This is a genomic window from Pseudarthrobacter sulfonivorans, from assembly GCF_014712225.1.
Classification (GTDB): domain Bacteria; phylum Actinomycetota; class Actinomycetes; order Actinomycetales; family Micrococcaceae; genus Arthrobacter; species Arthrobacter sulfonivorans.
Genome location: NZ_JACXBW010000003.1, coordinates 19,425 through 41,615, shown reverse-complemented (window position 1 = coordinate 41,615; position 22,191 = coordinate 19,425). Strand labels below are relative to the sequence as shown.

At 64.8% G+C, this 22,191-nt stretch carries 22 protein-coding genes and 2 tRNA genes; 10 read left to right on the top strand and 14 right to left on the bottom strand.

All coding sequences use genetic code 11. The features are described from left to right. Positions 1 to 3: 3 nt before the first annotated feature. Positions 4 to 489, top strand: a complete 486-nt coding sequence (locus tag IAQ70_RS04565; protein WP_190988147.1) for an OsmC family protein — start codon at positions 4 to 6, stop codon at positions 487 to 489. A gap of 68 nt (positions 490 to 557) precedes the next feature. On the opposite strand, the gene IAQ70_RS04560 is transcribed toward IAQ70_RS04565, so the two are convergent. Further along, positions 558 to 1,550 carry a Rossmann-fold NAD(P)-binding domain-containing protein gene (locus tag IAQ70_RS04560; RefSeq protein WP_190988146.1) on the bottom strand — a complete coding sequence of 331 codons (993 nt, stop codon included), beginning with the start codon at positions 1,548 to 1,550 and terminating at the stop codon, positions 558 to 560. Positions 1,551 to 1,667: 117 nt separating this feature from the next. Between IAQ70_RS04560 and IAQ70_RS04555 the strand changes: the two genes are divergently transcribed. Together IAQ70_RS04555 and IAQ70_RS04550 are read left to right on the top strand one after the other, a co-directional pair. Beyond that, positions 1,668 to 2,357, top strand: a complete 690-nt coding sequence (locus IAQ70_RS04555) for a mechanosensitive ion channel family protein (protein ID WP_190988145.1) — start codon at positions 1,668 to 1,670, stop codon at positions 2,355 to 2,357. Positions 2,358 to 2,361: 4 nt separating this feature from the next. After that, positions 2,362 to 2,814, top strand: a complete 453-nt coding sequence (locus tag IAQ70_RS04550; RefSeq protein WP_317983577.1) for a globin — start codon at positions 2,362 to 2,364, stop codon at positions 2,812 to 2,814. On the opposite strand, the gene IAQ70_RS04545 is transcribed toward IAQ70_RS04550, so the two are convergent. After that, positions 2,811 to 3,467: a hypothetical protein gene (locus IAQ70_RS04545; RefSeq protein WP_190988144.1), complete on the bottom strand. Its 657-nt coding sequence runs from the start codon at positions 3,465 to 3,467 to the stop codon at positions 2,811 to 2,813. The genes IAQ70_RS04550 and IAQ70_RS04545 overlap by 4 nt on opposite strands. A 63-nt stretch (positions 3,468 to 3,530) precedes the next feature. Between IAQ70_RS04545 and IAQ70_RS04540 the strand changes: the two genes are divergently transcribed. Then, positions 3,531 to 4,514 (top strand): acyl-CoA thioesterase, encoded by a 984-nt coding sequence (locus tag IAQ70_RS04540; protein WP_190988143.1) that lies wholly within the window; start codon positions 3,531 to 3,533, stop codon positions 4,512 to 4,514. A gap of 75 nt (positions 4,515 to 4,589) precedes the next feature. On the opposite strand, the gene ettA is transcribed toward IAQ70_RS04540, so the two are convergent. The 3 genes from ettA to IAQ70_RS04525 form a co-directional block, all read right to left on the bottom strand. Continuing rightward, entirely contained in the window at positions 4,590 to 6,272 is a 1,683-nt protein-coding gene (gene ettA / locus IAQ70_RS04535; protein WP_190988142.1) for an energy-dependent translational throttle protein EttA, read from the bottom strand. Positions 6,273 to 6,318: 46 nt separating this feature from the next. Then, positions 6,319 to 6,900, bottom strand: a complete 582-nt coding sequence (locus IAQ70_RS22645) for a DUF6993 domain-containing protein (RefSeq protein ID WP_223858898.1) — start codon at positions 6,898 to 6,900, stop codon at positions 6,319 to 6,321. A 107-nt stretch (positions 6,901 to 7,007) separates the two neighbouring features. Then, entirely contained in the window at positions 7,008 to 7,538 is a 531-nt protein-coding gene (locus IAQ70_RS04525; protein ID WP_190988141.1) for a single-stranded DNA-binding protein, read from the bottom strand. A 215-nt stretch (positions 7,539 to 7,753) separates the two neighbouring features. Here IAQ70_RS04525 and IAQ70_RS04520 point away from each other — a divergent pair. Further along, positions 7,754 to 7,826, top strand: a tRNA-Arg gene (locus tag IAQ70_RS04520). Between the two features lie 218 nt (positions 7,827 to 8,044). On the opposite strand, the gene IAQ70_RS04515 is transcribed toward IAQ70_RS04520, so the two are convergent. Genes IAQ70_RS04515 through IAQ70_RS04505 form a run of 3 tightly spaced genes read right to left on the bottom strand, consistent with a single transcriptional unit; the run spans position 8,045 to position 11,282 of the window. Beyond that, the gene (locus IAQ70_RS04515; protein WP_190988140.1) at positions 8,045 to 8,902 is read right to left on the bottom strand and encodes a sugar phosphate isomerase/epimerase family protein; all 858 of its coding nucleotides are present in this window, start codon (positions 8,900 to 8,902) and stop codon (positions 8,045 to 8,047) included. Next, the gene (locus IAQ70_RS04510) at positions 8,899 to 10,113 is read right to left on the bottom strand and encodes a dihydrodipicolinate synthase family protein (protein ID WP_190988139.1); all 1,215 of its coding nucleotides are present in this window, start codon (positions 10,111 to 10,113) and stop codon (positions 8,899 to 8,901) included. The genes IAQ70_RS04515 and IAQ70_RS04510 overlap by 4 nt, the downstream gene beginning before the upstream one ends. Then, complete coding sequence (locus tag IAQ70_RS04505; RefSeq protein WP_190988138.1) at positions 10,113 to 11,282, bottom strand: Gfo/Idh/MocA family protein; 1,170 nt, start codon at positions 11,280 to 11,282, stop codon at positions 10,113 to 10,115. The genes IAQ70_RS04510 and IAQ70_RS04505 overlap by 1 nt, the downstream gene beginning before the upstream one ends. Positions 11,283 to 11,457: 175 nt before the next feature. Here IAQ70_RS04505 and IAQ70_RS04500 point away from each other — a divergent pair, with 175 nt between their 5' ends. Further along, positions 11,458 to 12,573, top strand: a complete 1,116-nt coding sequence (locus IAQ70_RS04500; protein ID WP_190988137.1) for a LacI family DNA-binding transcriptional regulator — start codon at positions 11,458 to 11,460, stop codon at positions 12,571 to 12,573. Between the two features lie 77 nt (positions 12,574 to 12,650). On the opposite strand, the gene IAQ70_RS04495 is transcribed toward IAQ70_RS04500, so the two are convergent. Together IAQ70_RS04495 and IAQ70_RS04490 are read right to left on the bottom strand one after the other, a co-directional pair. After that, positions 12,651 to 13,043 carry a hypothetical protein gene (locus IAQ70_RS04495; RefSeq protein ID WP_190988136.1) on the bottom strand — a complete coding sequence of 131 codons (393 nt, stop codon included), beginning with the start codon at positions 13,041 to 13,043 and terminating at the stop codon, positions 12,651 to 12,653. 95 nt (positions 13,044 to 13,138) lie between these two features. Continuing rightward, positions 13,139 to 15,280: an amylo-alpha-1,6-glucosidase gene (locus tag IAQ70_RS04490; RefSeq protein ID WP_190988135.1), complete on the bottom strand. Its 2,142-nt coding sequence runs from the start codon at positions 15,278 to 15,280 to the stop codon at positions 13,139 to 13,141. A gap of 192 nt (positions 15,281 to 15,472) precedes the next feature. Between IAQ70_RS04490 and IAQ70_RS04485 the strand changes: the two genes are divergently transcribed. After that, the gene (locus IAQ70_RS04485; RefSeq protein ID WP_190988134.1) at positions 15,473 to 16,156 is read left to right on the top strand and encodes a DNA alkylation repair protein; all 684 of its coding nucleotides are present in this window, start codon (positions 15,473 to 15,475) and stop codon (positions 16,154 to 16,156) included. Here the strand turns inward: IAQ70_RS04485 and mptB are convergent. Then, the gene (mptB, locus tag IAQ70_RS04480) at positions 16,153 to 17,709 is read right to left on the bottom strand and encodes a polyprenol phosphomannose-dependent alpha 1,6 mannosyltransferase MptB (protein WP_190988133.1); all 1,557 of its coding nucleotides are present in this window, start codon (positions 17,707 to 17,709) and stop codon (positions 16,153 to 16,155) included. The genes IAQ70_RS04485 and mptB overlap by 4 nt on opposite strands. Before the next feature lie 163 nt (positions 17,710 to 17,872). Between mptB and orn the strand changes: the two genes are divergently transcribed. The 3 genes from orn (at position 17,873) to def (ending at position 19,377) form a co-directional block, all read left to right on the top strand. Beyond that, positions 17,873 to 18,487, top strand: coding sequence for an oligoribonuclease (orn, locus tag IAQ70_RS04475; protein WP_190988132.1), 615 nt, complete (start codon positions 17,873 to 17,875; stop codon positions 18,485 to 18,487). A gap of 130 nt (positions 18,488 to 18,617) precedes the next feature. After that, positions 18,618 to 18,690 (top strand) — tRNA-His (locus IAQ70_RS04470). Between the two features lie 114 nt (positions 18,691 to 18,804). Beyond that, positions 18,805 to 19,377, top strand: coding sequence for a peptide deformylase (gene def, locus IAQ70_RS04465; RefSeq protein WP_190988131.1), 573 nt, complete (start codon positions 18,805 to 18,807; stop codon positions 19,375 to 19,377). A 35-nt stretch (positions 19,378 to 19,412) separates the two neighbouring features. Here the strand turns inward: def and IAQ70_RS04460 are convergent, their stop codons facing one another. The 3 genes from IAQ70_RS04460 to IAQ70_RS04450 all read right to left on the bottom strand — a co-directional run bounded on the left by IAQ70_RS04460 (position 19,413) and on the right by IAQ70_RS04450 (position 22,087). Next, a complete protein-coding gene (locus IAQ70_RS04460) occupies positions 19,413 to 20,210 on the bottom strand; it encodes an HNH endonuclease family protein (protein ID WP_190988130.1) in 798 nt (265 codons plus the stop codon). 102 nt (positions 20,211 to 20,312) lie between these two features. After that, positions 20,313 to 20,516, bottom strand: a complete 204-nt coding sequence (locus IAQ70_RS04455) for a hypothetical protein (protein ID WP_190988129.1) — start codon at positions 20,514 to 20,516, stop codon at positions 20,313 to 20,315. 92 nt (positions 20,517 to 20,608) lie between these two features. Further along, a complete protein-coding gene (locus IAQ70_RS04450) occupies positions 20,609 to 22,087 on the bottom strand; it encodes a glyceraldehyde-3-phosphate dehydrogenase (RefSeq protein WP_190988128.1) in 1,479 nt (492 codons plus the stop codon). Positions 22,088 to 22,191: the final 104 nt, after the last annotated feature.

Below are 22,191 nucleotides of genomic sequence, written 5' to 3'. Positions count from 1 at the left end.
GGCATGAGCCTGAGTCAGCACCACTATTCGTTGGCGGTTCAGTGGACCGGCAACCTGGGTGAGGGGACGTCGTCCTACCGCGGCTACTCACGGGACCACGACATAGTGGTTCCCGGGCTGCCGGTCCTAAAGGGCTCGGCCGATCCGACGTTCCACGGGGACCGGGACAGGTACAACCCTGAGCAGTTGCTGCTCGCGGCACTCGCACAGTGCCACATGCTGTCCTTCCTGCACGTCGCGGTGCGGCACGGGGTGGTTGTCACCGATTACCGCGACGAGGCCACGGGACGTCTGCGCCTTAACCAGGACGGCAGTGGACAGTTCGAGTCCGTCACGCTGAACCCCCGCGTCACCGTGGTGGACCCGTCCCACGTGGCGTTGAGCGAACAGCTTCACCGGGAAGCGAACCAGGTCTGCTTCATCGCCCGGAGCGTGAATTTCCCGGTGCTTCACTCCCCTGTGACCGTGGCCTCCAGTCAGCCCAACTAGGTAGCAGCAGATGTCGTTTTGAGGGCCCAAAACGACACCTGCTGCTACTTACATGGGCGGGGTGGGGGTTAGCGGCTGCCGAGGAGTTCCTCAGCGAGCCGGGCTTCCGTGGCCGGCGCGAGGCCTGCCTTCCGGCGGCGCTCCAGGCCTTGGCGGCGCTCGTCCGCGAGTGTGTCGGCCAGTGTCTCCTGCCAGGGCGCCATGGTCAGGCCGGCGGCCCTGGCGGCCTGGTTGCTGCGTGTGCAGAACCCGTCGTGGCCGGGCGGCAGCCACAGCGGGAGGGAATCCGGTCCGGACCAGTAGTCGATGCCGTGCCCCACGAGCCAATCCTCCGAAGCGCTGAGCACCTCGCCCCCGTACCCGGCGGCGGTCCGCGACTCCTCAAGGTAGTCGCCGAACGGCACCCGGTTCCCCACCGCGTTCAACGGGCCGGTCACTTCCTGCTCCGCCGCGGTGAGGATCCATCCCGCCAGGTCCCGCACGTCAATGACCTGGGTGGCATGGCTGGCAATGTCAGGGACGACGGCGGGCCGGTTGTCCCGCGCAAACCTCGCCGGCCAGTAACCATAGCGGTCAGTCCCGTCCCCGGGTCCACCGATCAGGCCGGCGCGGCAGAGATGGGCCTTGCCTCCGGTCGCCTTGAGGGTTACTTGTTCAATGGCTGCCTTGGACTCGCCGTAGTTTTCGGGGGTGGATTTGGTACCCGGCGCCAGGGGCTGCAGGAGCGGAGCGTCCTCGGCGGCGTCCGGGGTCGAATGGTCTGCGTAGACAGAACAGCTGGACACGAACGTCCAGTGGCCCGCCCGGTTAGCCACGGCTGTCAGCGCTTCCGTGGCCGGCACAGGATCACGGGCCACCTCGATGACGGCATCCCAGTCCCCGCGTAGCTCCGTGTAGCTGTTCGCGCCGAGTGAACGGTCTGCCTGCACCCAGTGGACGCCCGCCGGTGGTTCAGCCGCGGAACCGCGGGCCAGGCAGGTGACCTGATGCCCTGCGGCCACTGCCTGCCGGGCGACTTCTGAGGAGAGAAAGGCTGTTCCGCCGAGGACGAGGATGCGCATGGGTCCACGGTACGGCGCTAATGTTGAAGGAGAACAGAGCCTTACGCGCCGGGCGAACCCGCGCAGGCCCACTTTATCCCCGGCCGCCGCCGGAGACCCCAAGGAGTTTCACCCTTTATGTTCAGCATGCTGTCGATCCTTCCATCCGCCGCCACCGAGCCTGACGGCATCAGCGTCGCAGGCATCGTGATCAGTCTCGGTGTCGGTGTAACCATCTGGCTGGTGGCGACGTTCCTGATTTCCCGGATCAGCAAGCGGGTCGCGTCGGGCAGCAACTTCTTCAAGAAAGCGCATTTCAAGTGGGTTGCTCCGGCCATTCGGGCATTGGACCATGAGCGGCGCGTGCAGCGGGCGGAAACCATCGGTTCGCTGCTCAACAGCATTGTAGGCGTGCTGGTGGCCGTCATTACCACCATGTATGTCCTGCAGAACCTGGACATCAACATCGCCCCGCTGCTGACCAGCGTGGGCATCCTGGGTGTCGCGATCGGTTTCGGCGCCCAGCAGCTGATCCGCGACTTCCTTGCCGGCATCTTCATCACCATCGAGGACCAGTACGGGATCGGCGATGTCATCGAAACCAGCGAAGTAGTGGGTGTGGTGGAGTCCATGGGACTGCGGATCACCCGGGTCCGCTCCGAGGACGGCGCCATCTGGTACCTCCGCAACGGCGAGATCCTGCGTGTGGGCAACCGGTCGCAGGGGACTTATGTTCCCGTTTCAGATGTCCCGGCGGCCGGGCCTGAGGCCGCTCTGCATGAGCCGGCCACTGAGGCCAAGAAGACGCCCCAGAAGGCGGGAGAATAGAGCCATGACCATCCCCGTCGAACCGCAGCAGCCACGCCAGCTCATGCAGAACGATCCCTTCAGCCAGCCCGGCTATACGGATAATTTCTATGACGCCGTGGGCGGCCATCAGACCTTCGTCAAACTGATCGATGTTTTCTACGACGGCGTGGCGACGGATCCACTGCTGCGGCCCATGTACCCGGAGGAGGACCTGGCCCCCGCCAAGCGCCGCTTCCTGATGTTCCTGGAGCAGTACTGGGGCGGGCCTACAACTTATGGTGAGGAACGCGGCCACCCGCGCCTGCGGATGCGCCACATGCCGTTCCGGGTCACCCCGGAAGCCAAGGACCGCTGGCTGTTCCACATGCGGACAGCCGTGGATTCCCTGGCGTTGCCCCCTTTGTACGAGGGAACACTCTGGGATTACATGGAGCGTGCTGCCCTGTCCATGGTGAACAGTCCTTCGGAAGCCTAGAGGCCACTGCCTGTCCGCACCAGGACGTGGCCGCGCGGACCGCTAAGGCGGAACCACCGGCCTGCCCGGTAAAGCGTCTGTTCCCCGTCAGCGAGGAACCCCAGCGTGAGGGCCGCGAAGGCTGCTCCTGCCGGGAGGCCGGAGCCGTCCAAGGCCCGGCCCCACACCGCGGCACGCGCGTTGTTGACGATCAGGGCGCCGGGCTGAGCCGGGACAATTCCCGCCACCTCGGTGATGCCGGTTTCAGCGGCGCGGCGGAGTTCGGAATCCTGCAACGGGCCGACCCGCTCCCAGCCCGTCCGCGGTGCGCCGACCCCCGTCCACGATTCGGTGACGGTGGACGGCGGAACCGGCAGCTCGACGTCGTCCTCCCCCGCCCGGGCCAAGCGGTCCAGGACCGCTGACAACGCAACGGTTGCGTCCACCGTGGAAGGCACCGCCAGCCCGATCGTCCGCAGGCCCAGGATGGTGGGCGTGCTTTCGCCCAGCAGCCGCGGCCGCAGGACACACACGTACGCCGCTAAGACGGAACCGGAGGCCTGGAGGCGGATGGCGCCGTCGTCGATTGTTTTGGCACGGGTGGCGAAGGTGCGGAGATCGGCGAGATCACGCGGATCGGCGAACTGCAGGGACTGGGTGAGTAGATCAGACACACCATGAACACTACCGGCTGTGCGTTGGTTGAGCGGTGCCGGGGCTGCGTCTAGAGTCGAACCATGACTGAAGCCGAAACCGGACTGCTGGCGCCGCCCAGCGGCGACCCCACGTCCACGCTCATCCAGCTCCTCGACCTGGGTGAGTTGGAAGGGGCCAGGACGGACGAAGACATCTTCCTGGGCCCCTCCTCGCAGCCGCAGCCCCGTGAGCGGGTCTTCGGCGGCCAGGTGCTCGCGCAGTCACTGATTGCCTCCATGCGGACGGTGGACCCGGACCGCTTTGTCCACTCCATGCATGGCTACTTCCTGCGGCCCGGCGACGCCAACAAGCCCATCACCTTCGGGGTCCAGCGACTGCGGGACGGCCGGTCCTTCTCGGCCCGGCGCGTCCACGCTTACCAGGAAGGCGTGCCGATCCTGTCGATGATCGCGTCATTCCAGAACCTGGATGAAGGCCCGGACCACGAGTCACAGATGCCTGCCGGCATTCCTGCTCCGGAGTCGCTCCCCAGCACAGCCGAGCTGCTGGGCAAATTCGACCATCCCATCGCACAGCACTGGGCCTATGAACGGCCCTTCGATATCCGCCACGTGGACCCGCCCCTCTACGTTTCCGCCAAGGGGAAGCAGGAACCCCGGAACGCCGTCTGGATGAAGACCTTCGGCCCCATGCCCGATGATGCGAACCTGCACCGGGCCGCGCTGGCCTACGCGAGCGACTACACGTTGCTCGAATCCATCCTGCGCCGCCACGGGCTCAGCTGGATAACCCCCGGCATGAGCGTGGCCAGCCTGGACCACGCCATGTGGTGGCACCGGCCCGCCCGCGTGGACGAGTGGCTGCTCTACGTCCAGGAGTCCCCCAGCGCCCAGGGCGCGCGGGGACTCGCCACGGGAAAGATCTTCAACCAGGCCGGGCAGCACGTCGCCTCCGTGGCGCAGGAGGGCATGATCCGCGTGCCCACCGACCTGAAGGACAAAGTGGTGGGTGCGGTGCAGTCCAAACTCCTGCAGCACCAGATCCGCAAGGCCGTTCGGGACTGACTTCCCGAAGGCAGCAGAAAGGCCGGCCCCGTCAGGGCGCCGGCCTTTCTTTGGCCTGAATCAGCCGCGGGTCGGTCAGTCGCGCGTCAGGCGGCGGTGGGTTACACGGTGCGGCTTGGCCGCATCGGGACCGAGGCGTTCGACCTTGTTCTCCTCGTAGGATTCGAAGTTGCCCTCGAACCAGTACCACTTGGAGGGGTTTTCCTCGTCGCCTTCGTAGGCCAGGATGTGGGTGGCCACCCGGTCCAGGAACCAACGGTCGTGCGAAACCACCACGGCGCAGCCGGGGAATTCCAGCAGCGCGTTCTCGAGGCTGCTGAGCGTTTCGACGTCGAGGTCGTTGGTGGGTTCGTCAAGGAGCAGCAGGTTTCCGCCCTGCTTGAGGGTCAGCGCCAGGTTGAGCCGGTTTCGCTCACCACCGGAGAGCACACCGGCCTTCTTCTGCTGGTCAGGCCCCTTGAAGCCGAAAGCGGCGACGTAGGCACGGGACGGCATTTCAACCTGGCCAACCTGGATGTAGTCCAGGCCATCGGAAACAACTTCCCAGAGCGTCTTGTTCGGGTCGATGCCGCCACGGCTCTGGTCAGCGTAGGAGATCTTGACCGAATCGCCGATCTTCAGTTCGCCGCCGTCGAGCGGCTCCAGGCCGACGATAGTCTTGAACAGGGTGGATTTGCCGACACCGTTAGGGCCGATGACCCCGACGATGCCGTTGCGCGGCAGGGTGAAGGACAGTCCGTCGATCAGGGTGCGGTCGTCGAAGCCCTTCTGGAGGTTCTTGGCCTCCAGAACGAGTCCGCCGAGGCGCGGGCCCGGGGGAATCTGGATCTCTTCGAAGTCGAGCTTGCGGGTGCGGTCCGCCTCGGCAGCCATCTCCTCGTAGCGGGCCAGACGGGCCTTGGACTTGGTCTGGCGGCCCTTGGCGTTGGAGCGAACCCATTCGAGTTCCTCGGTGAGGCGCTTGGCCTGCTTGGCGTCCTTCTTGCCCTGCACCTCAAGGCGGGCGCGCTTCTTCTCCAGGTATGTTGAGTAGTTGCCCTCGTAGGGGTACAGGTGGCCGCGGTCGACCTCGGCGATCCATTCCGCGACGTGGTCAAGGAAGTACCGGTCGTGGGTGACGGCCAGGACGGCGCCGGCGTAGTCGGAGAGGTGCTGTTCCAGCCACAGGACACTTTCTGCGTCCAGGTGGTTAGTGGGCTCGTCCAAGAGCAGGAGGTCCGGCTTCTGCAGCAGGAGCTTGCAGAGCGCCACACGGCGGCGCTCACCGCCGGAGAGGAGGGTCACGTCAGCGTCGGCGGGCGGGCAGCGGAGCGCGTCCATGGCCTGCTCTAGCTGGGAATCGAGGTCCCAGGCGTCCGCGGCGTCAATGGCTTCCTGCAGCTGACCCATCTCTTCGAGGAGCACGTCATAGTCAGCGTCGGGGCTGGCCATTTCCTCGGAGATCTCGTTGAAGCGCTGGATCTTGCCGTAGATTTCACCAACACCTTCCTGGACGTTGCCCAGGACGGTCTTGTCCTCGTTCAGCGGCGGCTCCTGCAACAGGATGCCCACGGTATAGCCGGGGCTGAGCCGCGCCTCACCGTTGGACGGCGTGTCCAGGCCTGCCATGATCTTCAGGATGGTGGACTTACCGGCACCGTTCGGGCCAACAACACCAATTTTGGCGCCCGGAAAGAAGGACATGCTTACGTCGTCAAGAATGAGTTTTTCGCCAACGGCCTTGCGGGCCTTGGTCATTGTGTAGATAAATTCCGCCATGGTTCCAAATCTAGTGGGTTGGCGGGCTTAACTCACATTCGGTGCCTTAGGCCCCTGCCCCCACGAAGCACTTCCCGCTGGCCAGGACCGGCAGGACGGTGACTGTTACGCTGCCGTCGCGGATGTGGCCAAGCACGCAGTCTGTGTCCTGCAGTACAGCGGATTCAATGGCATCGGCTTCCAGCCCGGTGGGCGTGCGGCTCGCCGATACTTCAAGGACTGCCGGGGCAACACCGGCGCCGGTGAGGGCTTCCGTCACCTGCGCCGTGGCCGGTCTCGGGGTTCCCGCCGCAAGCCGGCTCAGCGCATCCGTCACCGTCTGTTTCATCGCGGCGGTGGCGGGGTTCTCCGCGGCGGTGGCCCCGGACGCCCCCGCCGTGCCGGGCTTCGGGCTGCCTGGCTCAACTGCCGCCGCGGTGCCAGACTCTGTGGTTGCCACCGCCGAGGGGCCGGCAGCTGGCTGCGTGCCGGCCGACGAACCGCCGGTGCAGCCCGTGAGCACAAAGGCGGTCAGTGCTCCGACTGTCAGCAGCGCCAAGGCCCTGGCGATGCCTGGTGTGCGCTGGCGGGCATGCGCCGGCCGGCTGATGACGGTAGTTGTCTGCCGGTTTTCGGTCGCGCGCTTCATGCCGCCATTCTTCCACGGCGCCAAGCCCGCACTGGAACCGCCGGGGTGCCGGCTGAACGCCGGCACCCCGCTGGCGCGCGTTTCGCTCGGCGACCTCAGCCTCCATCTCAGACGGCGGAATCGACGAGTTCGCCGGTTTCAGCATCAACGGGAACGTAGTTGCCGTCAGCGTCCTCAACGAAGACCGCCGCCGCATCGTCGTCCACGGGCTCCCCTTCGTCCGGCTCTCTGTCCTCGTCCGGATCGGCGGGGCCTCCCCCGGTTGTATGTTGCGCTCCATTGTTAACTGTGCGGATGTAGTTGGCCGAGCCCCACATGAGGTCGTGCCCCACGGACTCTGCATCGATTTCGTGGGCGAAGTGGATGCGGCCGTCTTTCTCCCACGTGCGCAGCTTGAGCCGGCCCACCACGATCACGCGCTGGCCCTTCTTGATGCTGCAGCCCATGTTCCCGGCCAGCTGGCGGTACCCCTGAACGGTGAACCAGTTGGTGTGCGTGTCCACCCACGTACTCGTAGTGCGGTCGAAACGCCGGGCCGTTGACCCGAGGCGGAACGAGGCAGTTCCCACTCCGGTAGTGGTAGTGGAGGTCTTGATGTCGGTGGCGACGAAGCCCCGGAACGTCATGTAATCGCTCATTGTTTTGTCCTGTCTCCGAAGGTGTTGCCTTAGCGGCAGAACCAGCTTCGCGCGGACAGCATGAGGCCGCGAGGGACAAACTTCCGTATGTGGACAACCCCGCCGTGAACTGCTGTGTTGAGGACAAGTGCCAAACGTGGCGCGGCTTTGACGCAGCGGCACGCCGGGCAATGTAAACTTTTTCATGCGCCGGATTTCTGGTCGTGGCGCCAAGTGCCCCAGTAGCTCAGGGGATAGAGCAGCGGCCTTCTAATCCGCCGGTCGGGGGTTCGATTCCCTCCTGGGGCACCGTTAGGGTGAGTCGAGACATCCTTCACGGATGCGTCGAAGCCAAACAAGAACACCCCGGTCTCCGGACCGGGGTGTTCTTTTGTTTAGCTTCGACGTTCCCCCGCGCCCGCCACCGCCCGGAAAGAGGCCCTGTTCGCGGATCCCGGCCTTGGAGGCTCGGATCCGCCAACAAGCTCAGGAAACTTCAAGGGCCGCGGCCGGCCACAGAATCAAAATCAGGCGTACGGCAGCACGAGTTCGGCGTAACGCGCCTTGACCGTCTCAATGACAGTGTCACCGTCGGCGTCCCAGATCTCTTGGTTGAAAATTTCGACCTCGATATCGCCTGTATAACCGGCCTCCCGGACCCAGGTGGTGATGGTGGCGAAGTCAATGACGCCGTCGCCCATGTAGCCGCGGGACAGCAGCGGATCAGCCGCGATGGGCATGTTGAAGTCGCAGACCTGGTAGGACGCGAGGCGCCCCTCACGGCCGGCGCGTTCAATCTGTGCCTTCAAGTCCGGGTCCCACCAGACATGGAAAGTATCGACGGCGACGCCAACCGTCTGCGCGTCGAACGGCGCAGCCAGGTCCAGCGACTGCCCCAGGGTAGAGATGAGGGCGCGGTCGGCGGCGTACATCGGGTGCAGCGGTTCCAGCACCAGCCGGATCCCGTTCCCGGCGGCGAACGGGACCAGATCCGCGAGCCTGTCGGCGACCCGCCGGCGGGCCGCCACCACGTCCTTCTCCCCCGGCCCCAGTCCGCCGACCACCAGGAACAGGTCCCTGGTGTCCAGCGCAGCCGCTTCGAGGATGGCGGCGCGGTTGTCCGCCAGCGCAGCGGCTTGTCCCTCGGCGTCTGCTGCCGTCAGGAAACCGCCGCGGCAGAGCGAGGATACCCGGAGGCCCGCGTCCCGAATCAGCTTCGCGGCCTTGTCGAGACCGACTTCCTCAATGCGGTCCCGCCACGGGCCGATGGCGGGCACGCCGGCGCGGACGCACCCGTCAACTACTTCGGCAAGGGTCCATTTCTTGGTGGTGGCGCTGTTGAGGGACAGTCGCGAAAAAGGGGACGGTCCTGAATTGAATGTCATACTCCCACTCCATTGATTCGCAGGTAATCGGACATGCGGAACGCGGCCAGGGCAGGGTCCTTCAGGAGTCCTGCCTGGTCAGCGAGTTCGAACGTCCGGGACAGGTGGCACACGGACCGGCCCGAATGCAGGCCGCCCACCATCTGGAAGCCCGGCTGTCTGCCGTTGAGCCAGGACATAAAGGCGATCCCGGTCTTGTAGTAGAAGGTGGGGGCACTGAAGATGTGCTTGCCCAGTTCCCGGGTGGAATCAAGGATGGCCCTGGCTTTGGCGGGGTCACCGGCGTCGTAATTCTGCAGGGCCACCGAAGCGGCCGGGTAGATTGCGGCGAAGATGCCCAGCAGGGCGTCCGAGTGGTGCGTGCCGTCGCCGTCGATCAGTTCCGGATAGTTGAAGTCGTCGCCCGTGTACAGTCGGACGCCCGCCGGCAGCGCAGCCCGCAGGGCAACTTCGTGGGAAGCATCCAGCAGCGAAACCTTCACGCCATCCACTTTGTCCGCGTGTTCACGGATCAGGGACAGGAACGTTTCGGTGGCTGTGGCGACGTCATCCGAACCCCAGTAACCGGCAAGGGCGGGATCGAACATGGTCCCGAGCCAGTGCAGGATAACGGGCTGGTCCACTTCCTGCAGCAGCGTCGAATAGACGCGCATGTAGTCGTCCTGCCCCCTGGCCACGCGGGCAAGCGCGCGGGAGGCCATCAGAATGACCTTGGGTCCCGCTTCACTCACGACGGCGATCTGCTCACGGTAGGCGTTGATGACCGCCTCGATTCCTGCGGCTCCGTCAGGCAGCTGGTCCGGGTCCAGCTGGTCGGTTCCGGCGCCGCAGGACACCAGGTCTCGAACAGTCTTGCCGGTGGTGGCGGCGTTATCTGAGGAGACCACCGAGGCCGCTTCCACACCGGTGCGTTTGATGAGCTGCTGGGTGGCTGCCCAGTCAAGGCCCATGCCCCGCTGGGCCGTATCCATGGCATCGGCCACGCCCAGTCCGTAGGACCACAGCTCGTGGCGGTACGCCATGGTGGCTTCCCAGTCGAGGGAGGCGGGCGCTCCGGGAGTATTGTCCCCCAGTACTTCGGGGATTACGTGGGCAGCGGCGTAGGCTCGGCGGGACGTGAGCGGGGCGGTGGGGCGGGCCCAGGATGTACCGCCTTGGAGGCGGTACTCGCGGGTGCCGCCGTCGTGGGTGGGAAGGATCAGGGAAGTCATCAGAGCGCGATCTCCGGGATGTCGATGGTGCGGCGTTCGTCGCTGGACTGCAGGCCCAGTTCGGCCAGCTGCACGCCGCGGGCTGCGGACAGCAGGCCAAAGCGGTGCTCGCGGCCTGCAACAACGTCGCGGAGGAATTCTTCCCATTGCAGCTTGAAGCCGTTGTCCAACTCTGCGTTCGCCGGAACTTCCTGCCACTGGCTGCGGAAGGATTCCGTCACGGGCAGATCGGGGTTCCAGACGGGCTTGGGCGTGTGCGCACGCTGCTGGGCAACGCACTTGTTCAGGCCTGCGACGGCTGAACCATGCGTGCCGTCGATCTGGAATTCCACCAGTTCGTCGCGATAGACCCGCACAGCCCACGAGGAGTTGATCTGGCCGATGACAGGCTCGCCTGCCGGGGTAACGAGCTCGAAGATGCCGTAGGAGGCGTCGTCAGCGGTGGCCTTGTACTCCTTGCCGGCCTCGTCCCAGCGGGCCGGGATGTGCGTGGCGGTTTTGGCGTTGACGCTCTTGACCTTGCCGATGATGCCTTCCAGGACGTAGTTCCAGTGGCAGAACATGTCCGTGGTCATGCCGCCGCCGTCTTCCTTGCGGTAGTTCCAGGACGGGCGCTGTGCCGCCTGGACGTCGCCCTCGAAGACCCAGTAGCCGAATTCACCCCGAATGGACAGGATGCGGCCGAAGAAGCCCTCGTCAACCAGGCGGCGCAGCTTGACCAAACCGGGGAGGTAGAGCTTGTCATGCACGACGCCGGCGGTGACGCCGGCTTCCTTGCCGACGCGGGCCAGCTCGATTGCCTCCTCCAGCGTTTCGGCGGTGGGCTTCTCGGTGAAGATGTGCTTCCCGGCCAGCATGGCCTTCTTAAGGGTCGCGGAGCGGAGGCTGGTCATGGAGGCATCAAAAATGATGTCCACTGAGGGGTCGTTGATGACGGAGTCCAGGTCCGTGGTCCATTCGGACACCTTGTGAAGCTCTGCCAGCTCGCGGATTTTGGCTTCATTCCGGCCCACCAGGATCGGTTCCACCTGGACCTTCGTCCCGTCCTCCAGCGTGAATCCGCCGGCATCGCGGATGGGAAGGATGGAGCGCAGCAGGTGCTGGCGGTACCCCATCCGGCCGGTAATGCCGTTCATGGCTATGCGGATCGTCTTTGTTTCGAAGCCCATGTGTCCTCCACGGTGAGTGAGCGTTGTGATACTCAAGCGAGTTGGGAAAGCGCATTCCCACTGATGTCATGATGCCCTAGCCGATTCCACCTTGGCAAGCGCTTTCCCAAACATCCTGAAACTGCAATACTGAACCGAACCCGATTTGCACTGAATTTGCCCGACAGGAGACGCCGTGGTTGCAAGTACCCTTTCAGAGGTTGCCCGCCTGGCCGGCGTTTCGCCGGCCACCGCGTCACGGGTCCTCAACGGCTCCGCCAGGACACCGGGGCAGGACATCGCCGAACGCGTGCGTGCAGCGGCCGAATCCCTGGGCTACATCCCCAATGCCCAGGCCCAGGGGCTGGCCAAATCGAGCTCCGGGCTGATCGGGCTGATAGTGCACGACATCGCCGACCCGTACTTTGCGGCCATCGCGCGTGGGGTCCAGGAAGCCGCCCGGGAACAGGGCAGGATGGTTCTGCTGGCAACAACTGCCGGAGCCCCGGCGGACGAGAGGGAAGCGGTGGCCGCCTTTGCAGCCCGGCGGGCGGATTCGATCGTGATCGCCGGATCCCGCTCGGCCCGTCCCGAGGATGGCGAAGGGAACACCGAGCTGGCGGCGGAGCTTGACCGCTACTGCCGCAACGGCGGTCAGGTAGCAGTTGTCGGGCACGCCGTCGTCGGCGCTTCCTCTACCGAGGGTTACCACGTGGTGCCCGTGCCGAATGAGGACCTTGCCGCCGAACTCGCCGCCGAACTCGCGGTTTCACGGGACGACGACTTTGTCATCATCGGCGGGCCGGCCGGCCTGTTCACCTCCGACGACCGGGTCCGCGGATTCCAGCGCGGTCTGGCCGACGCCGGCCTGCCGCCGGCCGAGATCGTCCGCACCGGGTTCAACCGCTCCGGCGGATTCGACGCGGGCGTTGCCCTGGCTGCCCGGATCAAAGCTTCCCCGGAGGCTGGGGACACCTCCGGGTATGCGAAGCGGACCTGCATCTTTGCCGTGAATGATGTCATGGCCATCGGGGCGGCCGCGGCACTGCGCTCCGAGGGCCTGCGCATACCCCGGGATGCCACCATCGCCGGCTTTGACGACATTGAGACCCTCCGGGACTTCCGCCCGGCCCTCTCAACAGTGCACCTGCCGCTTGAGGAAATTGGCCGGCAGGCCACGCGCAGGGCCGCAGGGATGATCGGCGAGGAAGCCGCGCCGTCGACCATCACCGGCCATGTCACGCTGCGGCGCAGCACTGAAGGCGTGCTTCCCTCCGAAGGAATCTCAAGAATGTTGCCCACGGATTCCTGAGCCTGTGGCTAGGCGCCGGGGCGCCCTGATGTAGCCATTCCAGATCGAGCCTACGGAACGAGTGGGCAGGCGCCGGACTATTCCTGTTTGTTTTTCCCGGGACCGCTACTCGGTTTCCGGGCGGGGTCCACCGAACCGCCCGCTCCGTAGCTGCCCTTTGAATACCGCCCGATTTCGGAGTCAGCGGTGCGGCCCGGTACCAAGCCGGCATCACCATAGTCGCCCTTTACGTAGCGTCCCGACTCCCCGGCCTTGTCTCCAAGGGGTTCGGGCAGGCCGCCTTCCTTGCCGGCAGTACCGTAGTTTCCTTCGCCGTATTGGCCTTCCTCATCGTCCGCATGGCGGCCGCCCTGGGCTCCGGCCGTGCCGAAGTTTCCTTCGACGTACCGGCCGCGGAGGTCTGGTTCTACTGGCTGTTTTTCCGGGCCTGCCTCATTCGGGGTGTCTTCGAAGCCGCTGTTGTGGGTCATGACCGTGCCTTTCCCAAAAGGAACTCTGCGTTTTCTGCGGCGCAAGTTAAGTCTAGCGAGAGCCGCAGTTTCCGAACAGAACTTCCCATGGCCATTCAGTGCCCGCCCAGGTTAAACAGTTCACTGAGTGGCGGGCGTGCTTCACGGCGCAGCCTGATATTTGGGGGCAGTCCCCTAACGCTGACTGAATCACCGTCGATGTGAATCGACAGCCGCCCATCCCCTGAGAACGGCACATTATCGAAATAGAAGCGCGTGTCTTGCGGGGGCAGCGTGGGGGCCAGCCATACCTCGTCCCAAGGAAGCCCGGGGTCGAAGCGCAGCAGCGTCCTGATGAGCTGAACGGGCGCTGCCGACGCCCAGGCCTGCGGGGAACATGAGGCGGGGTACGGGACAGGTTCGGGGTATCTTGACCGGTCCAGCCCACAAAAGAGTTCCGGTAGCCGGCCATTGAAATGATCCGCGGCCTCCAGCAGGGAGTAGGCCACTTTGTGGGCCTCCTCAACGAACCCGTGCCGCATCAGCCCGGCGGCGGCGATGGCATTGTCGTGGGGCCAAACGGATCCGTTGTGGTAGCTGGCAGGGTTATAGGCGCCCATGCTTGATGCCAGCGTCCTGATCCCCCAACCGGTAAACATGTCAGGGGACACCAAGTGTTCGGCCACCTGCGCGGCCTTGTCGTTGTCGATGATCCCGGTCCAAAGGCAATGGCCCATGTTGGAGGCGAGCGCGTCGACGGGTTTCTTGTCCTTGTCCAACGCAACCGCGAAATAGCCGCGCTCCGGCAGCCAGAACTGTTCGTTGAACGCCTGCTTTAGTCTGGACGCCTTGGCCACGCAGGCATCGGCTGTCTTCGCGTCGCCGGCGGCCGTGGCCAGCAGCGCACGGCCGATGTATGCGGCGTAGGCGTAGCCCTGGACTTCGCACAGGGCGATGGGTGGTTCGGCGAGGGATCCGTCGGCGAAATTGATCCCGTCTCCCGAGTCCTTCCACCCCTGATTGCGCAGGCCCCTTTCCGTTTTCCGCTGGTATTCAATAAAGCCGTCGCCGTCCCGGTCGCCGTAATCCTCCATCCATCGAAGTGCCCTGTCCGCTGCAGGAAGAAGCTGACGCATCGCTGCATCATCAAGTCCCCACCTGCCCAGCTCGGCCAGGACGACGACAAACAGCGGAGTCGCATCGGCGGTGCCGTAGTAGACCCCGCTGCCTCCCAGCGCGAGACCGGCGGTGGCTCCGAGGCGGACTTCGTGAAGGATCCTGCCGGGCTCCTCCTCCGAAGCGGCGTCTACCTTGGTTCCCTGATAGTCCGCCAACGTCAAAAGGGTCCCTTTCGCCAGAGAAGGGTCCAGGAGCAGGGACATGAATGAGGCGAGCAGGCTGTCCCGGCCAAATAAGGCCATGAACCACGGTGCGCCCGCTGCAACCACGGCGCGGCCAGGGTGGTCTGGGTTGAAAATTCGCAGGGACCCCAGATCGTCCTGGCTGCGTCTGATGACCCTCTCCACTGCCTCGTTCCGCAGATCTGCTGTGGGCATGGACTCGCGCCACTCCATGACACGGCGCAAGGCATCTGCCCCCCGTACGCCTCCTGCTCCGGCACTGGCGTGGCCGGCTTTGCCCGCCAACAGAGGTGTTGCCGAGATGGTGCCTGACCATTGCCCGTGGGCGGCGATGGTTGTGTCCAGGACCAGCCGCTCCTCCTCAAGCCGCGATCCGGCGAAGGCGACCCGGATGCGCCGTGTGTGGCCGTCCCGCTCCGACTCGAGCGTCAGGCCTCCCGGGGTCAACCGGCGGGAACAACGCCCGCGTGGGGCCTGCCGGCCTTCCTTGACTTCAAACAAGCTGGCAAAGTCCGCGTCGGGGAAGAGCTCCACCCGGCATCGCAGCGGCCGTTGAGAGTAGTTATGCACCGTGACGGTCTCGGTGAGACCTTCCCCGAGCTCGCGCTCCCGGTCAATGAGCAATGACGTGTCGGCGTGATCGTCCCTCTGGGGTCTGCCAACGAAGACGCCATGAAACGGCTCCGGGGTGGTGGCCGAGAGCGCCTCAACCGGCAGCCCCTGAACCTTCAGCGTCCATTCACTGATGAACCGCGTGTCCTGGAAGAACAAGCCGTGCGGAAGGCGCGCGGACATGTCCCCGTTGGGGGCCGATATGCAGAACGACGTTCCTTGGACCAAGGTGAGTGCCCCCGGGCCCGCAGAACCGGCGCTGTTCCCGACATCCCTTTCGGCCATTCCCGGCTTCTCCCGCAGCGCACACCGTCTATGTCAAACTATCTCCCCTAAAACTAGGGAGGATCACCCGCCTCCGCAAGAGGTTCGACGGCGGTTCGCCAGTACGCGGCGCCCCTCGCCTGCCGTGACGGTCGGGCAGTGTCACGCGGGCCGGGGCCACAGGATGATGCCCCGTGTGGCTAGAGTTGCTAAATGGTGAACCGCGAACTCGTGGCAGCGATCCGCACGATGCTGATGGAGCGGGCTGACCCGGTGCGTGCTGCCGGGGCGCAGGCCTATATGAAGTCGTCCATTCTTTCCCTCGGTGTCAGAGTTCCGGAGGTTCGCCGTTGTGTGGTGGCCGCAGCTGCCGCCTTTCCGTTCGAGTCGTCGGAACAGCTGCGCGGGACCGCCCTCGTGCTGTGGCGGGAAGCGCAGTGGCGGGAAGAACAGTACGCGGCGATCGACCTCACCGGGCTCCGGCTGGTTGCCAGGGACCCCCTGATGCTGCCGGTGTATGAGGAAATCATTCGAACCGGTGCCTGGTGGGACTTCGTGGACGGCGTGAGCCAAAGGACCTGCGGTTTGCTGCTGGCACACCCGGCTATGATCACGCCCGTACTGCTTGAGTGGAGCACGGATGAGGACTTCTGGATCAGGCGCGCCGCCATCACGTCCCAGCTTAAGGCGAAGTCGGCGACCGATACCGGCCTGCTGCGCGCAGCGATCGAGGCCAACTTGGGCGACCCGGAGTTCTTTATCCGGAAAGCCATCGGCTGGGCCCTCCGGGAGTTCGCCAAGACCAACCCCGCGTGGGTCGGGGATTTCGTGACGGAACATGCCGGCCAGCTGAGTTCCCTGTCGCGGAAGGAAGCCGTGCGGCATCTGAAGCCCTAAATGACCGGGCGCTCCGTAACAGGCTCCCCCGTCTTCCGGAAGAGCCGCTTGGTCTGCGGATCCATGAAGATCAGGTACAGGCCAAACAGCAGGCCGGTGATCGCAGCGGCGAAGCGGGCCAGGACCAGGGCCAATCCCAGATCCCCGGTCTGGAGGTAGGGAAACACTTCGAGCTGGTCCGAAATCGCGTAGATCATAAAGAACGACACGATGAAATAGAGTGCCTTGACCTGCCAGTCGTTGCGGATGCCCGTCACGGCAAACAACGGGATAAGCCACACCACGTACCAGGACTGGATCATGGGCGCCAGCACCACGACCGCCGCGAACGCCAGGGTGAGGCGACGGATCAGGCGCTCGTGCTCACCCTTGAAGATCTGGAAGGCGGCGATGCCCACGGCAAGTAACTTGCCGGCGTCGAACACCCAGCCTGCCAAGGTCCAGCCGTCCAGCCCGAAAGCGTTGGAAATCGAGGCAACCACCAGGCCAACGAGTCCCACCGGGGCATACCAGATGAAGATGCTGCCGGGAGCGGAGAGGCCGTTGATCCAGCCGAAACCGAATCCGTTGACCAGGCTCAAGGCGTACAGCATGGCGAGGCTCAGCCCGCCTGCGAGGGCCCAGAAAAGGAACTTCCGGGGCCAGCCGGCGTTTTTGCCGGCCCACATCAGGCCGATAAACGGCAGGAACACCACTGTGATGGGCTTAACGGCGATGGACAGGGTCACCAGAACGATCCCGAGCACCACCCGCCGCGTGGCAGCGTAATAAAGCCCGGCCAGGGCGAGCCCGATCATGAGGGCATCGTTATGGACGCTGGCGATGAAGTTGGTCAGGAACAGGGGGTTGGCGGCCGTGAGCCAGAGCGCACGGTGCGGGTTGACGCCATGAAGCTCCGCGAGCTTCGGCACGTAAATGATGCAGAGCACCACGCCGGCCAGTGCAACCAGCCTGAAGAGCATCACGCTGGCCTCGGGATGGACGTTGGTGGACCAGACCACAAACTGCTCAATCCACAGGAACAGCTGGCCATACGGCACGGGAGCTTCGGTCCACAGCCGGTCGGCGCCGAGCTGGAAGTAGTTGGATAGCGCCGAGATGCCGTTCTCGTAAGGGTTGAACCCCTCCACCATCAGGCGGCCCTGGCCAATGTAGGCGTACACGTCGCGGCTAAAGAGCGGAACGCTGATCACCATCGGCAGGCCCCACGCCGCCACGGCCTGCAGGGTGGCTTTGCGCGCTTCGGGCCCCCAAACCCGGACGCGCTGCCCCAGCCGCAGCCAGGAGCGCACCAGGAGCATTCCGCCGACTGCGACCAGCACGATGGCCAGGGCCACCCCGATGGCCTCTGTGCGCATCCAGATAAAAATCGGAACGCGGCGGAGTTCGGAAACCGGTGCCAACCAGCCGACACCTATGGATCCGACGGCCATAAAGACCGAGCCGAGAAAACCGGCCAGAATCGGGGAACGGGGGTCGTTCACTTCGGCCGCACCGGCCCTGGGGATCACGATGGTGGCCATCTCCCCCGCTGCAGGCACAGGCGCCGTCATCTCAGGATCGTCCAATCTCTTTGCTTTCAGCGCTTCGGCCCAGTGGGCCGCGGTAGCCGCCCCGGCCGCGCAGGCACAGCAGAGCGGCCAAAATCCCAGCCTCGCTGTACCCGAAATCCTAGCATCGGACGGTTGCGGCGGGGCTAAACGGTAGGCTGGTGCGGTGCCTATAACTAACGAACGCATCGTCTGGATCGACTGCGAAATGACTGGCCTGGACATCAAGAACGACGCCCTGATCGAGGTGGCGGCGCTGGTGACGGACTCGGAGCTGAACATACTGGGCGACGGAGTGGACGTAGTGATTAAGCCCGAGGACGCGGCCCTCGCCCAGATGAACGACTTCGTGCGGGACATGCACACCCGGTCCGGGCTGCTCGAGGAACTGCCGCACGGCAAAACGATGGCCGAGGCCGAGGCCGCCGTCATGGAATACATCGAAAAGTGGGTACCGGACCCCCGCAAGGCCCCGCTCGGCGGCAACTCGGTGGGAACGGACCGCGTGTTCCTCTCGCGGGACATGCCGGCCGTGGTTGAACACCTCCACTACCGGGTGATCGACGTCAGTACCATCAAGGAACTCTCCCGCCGCTGGTTCGCCCGGGCATACTTCCAGTCCCCCGCCAAGAAGGGTGGCCATCGCGCCCTCGGCGACATCAGGGATTCCATCGACGAGCTCCGGTACTACCGCGAGGCGGTTTTTGTGCCGGCCCCCGGACCCGACAGCATCACAGCCCGCGGCATTGCCCAGCGCGTTACAGGCGCCCCCGAACAGTAATCTGCGCCACGTTTCGGGGGAATTTTCCTCGAAAACCGCAAAAGTGGCACAACCATCGCCGAACAGCCTGTAAGCTGTTTGAGTTGCCTTTCCAGAGGACCGGGTCTCCGGATCAGCTGCAGGGCACATGGTGGGCTTAGCTCAGTTGGCAGAGCGCCTGGTTGTGGTCCAGGAGGTCGCGGGTTCAACCCCCGTAGCTCACCCTCATAGGGCGGCAGCAGAAGCCGTCAGTTTGGAGGCCGTACCGGATATCCGGTACGGCCTTCTTTTTTGCACAATTGCCGGCGCCGCGCCGCACGCACGAAGGGTCACCTGCCATGACAGTTCTGCCGATCACGATCTGGGGAGAACCGGTGCTCCACCGTCGCGCCGCCGAGGTGGAAGTGTTCGACGACGAACTGCGCACCCTGATTGCCGACATGTTCGAAACCAATGACGCGGCCAACGGCGTGGGCCTGGCAGCCCCGCAGGTTGGCGTGGGCAAAAGAGTCTTCGTCTACAAGTTCGCGAACGACGACGACGCTCCCCCCGTCGGGGTCCTCGTGAACCCCGTGCTGACGCTGTCCAAGGTTTCCGGTGCACTGCCCGACCCCGATGAAGAGGAGGAAGGCTGCCTCTCCTTCCCGGGTGGCCAATTCCCGCTCAAGCGCGCGGAGTGGGCGCGGGTCCAGGGCTTTGACGGCCACGGGCAGCCGGTCGATTTCGAAGCCACCGGCTGGTTTGCGCGGGTGATCCAACACGAATACGACCATCTGGACGGCAAACTGTACGTAAACCGGCTGCTGGACCGTTATTCACGGAAGGCCATGAAACTGGCCAAGAAGAGCGGCTGGGGCGTTCCCGGGCTGACCTGGATGCCGGGCGTGGACCCGGATCCCTTCGGCCACTAGAAGCTCCGGGGACAGCTCAGCCGGCTGCCATGAGTTCACCTTGCTGCGATGGTGGGCTGGTCGGGGCACGAGTCCAGGACGCGCTTCATGGCATCCTTTTCCGGCTGCGTGACCCACAGCCCATACGATGCCTTGACGGAGATCTGGCGGGCCACGTAGTGGCAGCGGATGTTCTTATTTTTGGGCAGCCAGGTGGCCGCGTCCCCAGCGCTTTTCTGCTGGTTGGCGGGACCGTCTGCGGCGATGAGGTTAAGCGGATCGTTGGCCAGGCTTTGTCGCTGCTGCGGGGTGAGCCCCTGGGCGCCTTTCTGCCACGCGTCACCGAGTGCCACCACGTGGTCGATCTGGATTTCCTTGCTGCTCTCCGGCCCGCGCCGGAACTCCACGGCTGTCCCCGTGTACGGCTCCACGATGGCACCGGACGCCACCCGGCACGTCGATCCCTCAGTGAAGCCCACCGACGCCAGGTCGCGGCGGAGGATGTCATTGCGGGTGTCGCAGCCGTTCCGGTCAACATCCAGCCACGCCTGCCCGAATGCCTCGCGCTGGTAATTAATATTCGGCGCACGGCCCTTGACCGCCAGCCCGTCCAGGGCAGCCCGGGCACTCCCCTGCGGGACGGGGTAAACGGGGACTACGGGTTTCATCCACGTACCGTCAAAGACCGGCGCCTGGCTGGGTCCGGCAACAGCGGGTTCTGCCGCCGCGAACTGGCCGGCCGTGAAAAACCACAGCACGATAGACAGTACTGACAACGCCAGCACCACCAGCAAGGCCCACGCCTGTCTCGAGCGCCGGCGGGCACGGCGGTAGGCACCCCAACTGACGGTCATGAGTTAGGAACTCTTCCGGGATTCTCGTCCACCAGAAGAGCCTAGGACACCCCACTGACATGCGGACTGTTATCCACAGTGGGGAGGACGAGTGGCCGGGATCTACTGCTCCCGGACCACCCGCCGGAGATCCTCTTCGGCCAATTGGAGGAGGCTTTCCAGTTGCCGGACCCGGTCCTCGCCAATATCGCCGGCAGCCAGCGAAGCGCGGGCCTGCTCCACGAGCCTGACGGCCTCTTTATGGTTGGCCTTGGCGACGTCGAGGGCGTGTTCAAGAGTGGTGTCGTGGAGAGTTTCGTTATCCATGGCACCAGTGTGGTCCCGATTCCCGGCCGATTCCAGCAAATCAGCCGGGAATCAGCCGGGAATGTCGTGACTGGCCCGTCAGGGCCCCCGTTTTAGACGGCGATTGCGGCCAACGCGGCAGCAGCTTCCTTGGCCGGGAACGACGGCGGGTTGACCCCTGCCATCTCTTCCATGACCCGGACAACCTGGCAGCTGTAGCCGAACTCGTTGTCGTACCAGACGTAGAGGATGACGTTCTTGTCATTGGAGATGGTGGCAAGGCCGTCCACAATGCCCGCACGGCGTGAGCCGACGAAGTCGGTGGACACAACCTCTGGCGAATCGATGTAATCGATCTGCTTGCGCAGGTCCGAATGCAGGGACATCTGGCGCAGGTAATCGTTCACCTCGTCCTTGGTGGTGCCGTTTTCCAGGCTCAGGTTCAGGATAGCCAGGGACACGTCCGGGGTGGGGACGCGGATGGAGCTGCCCGAGAGCTTGCCCTGAAGTTCCGGGAGCGCCTTCGCCACCGCCGTGGCGGCACCGGTTTCGGTGATGACCATGTTCAGCGCGGCGGAACGGCCGCGGCGGTCGCCCTTGTGGAAGTTATCGATCAGGTTCTGGTCGTTGGTGAAGGAGTGGACGGTTTCCACGTGGCCGTGGATCACGCCGAACCTGTCGTTGATGGCCTTCAGGACCGGGGTGATGGCGTTGGTGGTGCAGGACGCTGCCGACACGATCTGGTCCGAGTCCAGGATGCTGCCGTGGTTGATGCCGTGCACGATGTTCTTCAGTGCGCCCTTGCCCGGAGCAGTGAGGAGCACGCGTGCCACGCCCTTGCTCTGCAGGTGCTGGGACAGGCCTTCGGCGTCGCGCCAGCGGCCGGTGTTGTCCACCACCAGCGCGTTCTTGATGCCGTACGCGGTGTAGTCAATCGTGGCGGGGTTGTCCGAGTAGATGACCTGGACCTGCACGCCGTTCGCGGTGATGGTGTTGGCCTCCTCGTCAACGCGGATGGTGCCCTCGAACGAGCCGTGGACCGAGTCGCGGCGCAGCAGGCTGGCGCGCTTGGTGAGGTCCTTGTCCGATCCGCGGCGGACCACGATGGCGCGCAGGCGCAGGCCGTGGCCGCCACCGGCCTTTTCGATGAGGAGGCGCGCCAGCAGGCGGCCGATCCGGCCAAAGCCGTAGAGCACCACGTCCGTGCTGGTGCGGTCATCAGCGCCACGCTTGCCGACGACCTCAGCCAACTCGGCGCGGAGGAACTCCTCCAGGGAAGCGCCGTTGCCTTCAAGCTTGAACTTCTCGGTCAGGCGGGCCACGTCGATGGCCGCTGCGCCGAGCTCCAACTGCGAAAGTGCGTTCAGCAGCGGTGCGGTCTCTTCGAGCAGGAGCTCGGTGTTACTCATGCGGCGGGCAAACCGGTGCGCCTTGAGGATGTTCATGGTGGACTTGTTGATCAGGCTGCGCCCGTGGATGCTGGTCACCACGTTGTTTTCACGGTACAGCCGGCCAATCACCGGAATCATGGCCTCAGCAAGAGCCTCCCGGCCCATCCACGTATCAAGACAAGAATCTGACGTCTGGCTCACAGAACTACCTTCCTCGGTTCAGCCACATACGTCCTCGTATGCGGATGTCGGCCACCTGATGTTGTCCAGGGGCTCTGGCACCGGCGGGGTTCTGTACACCCCGG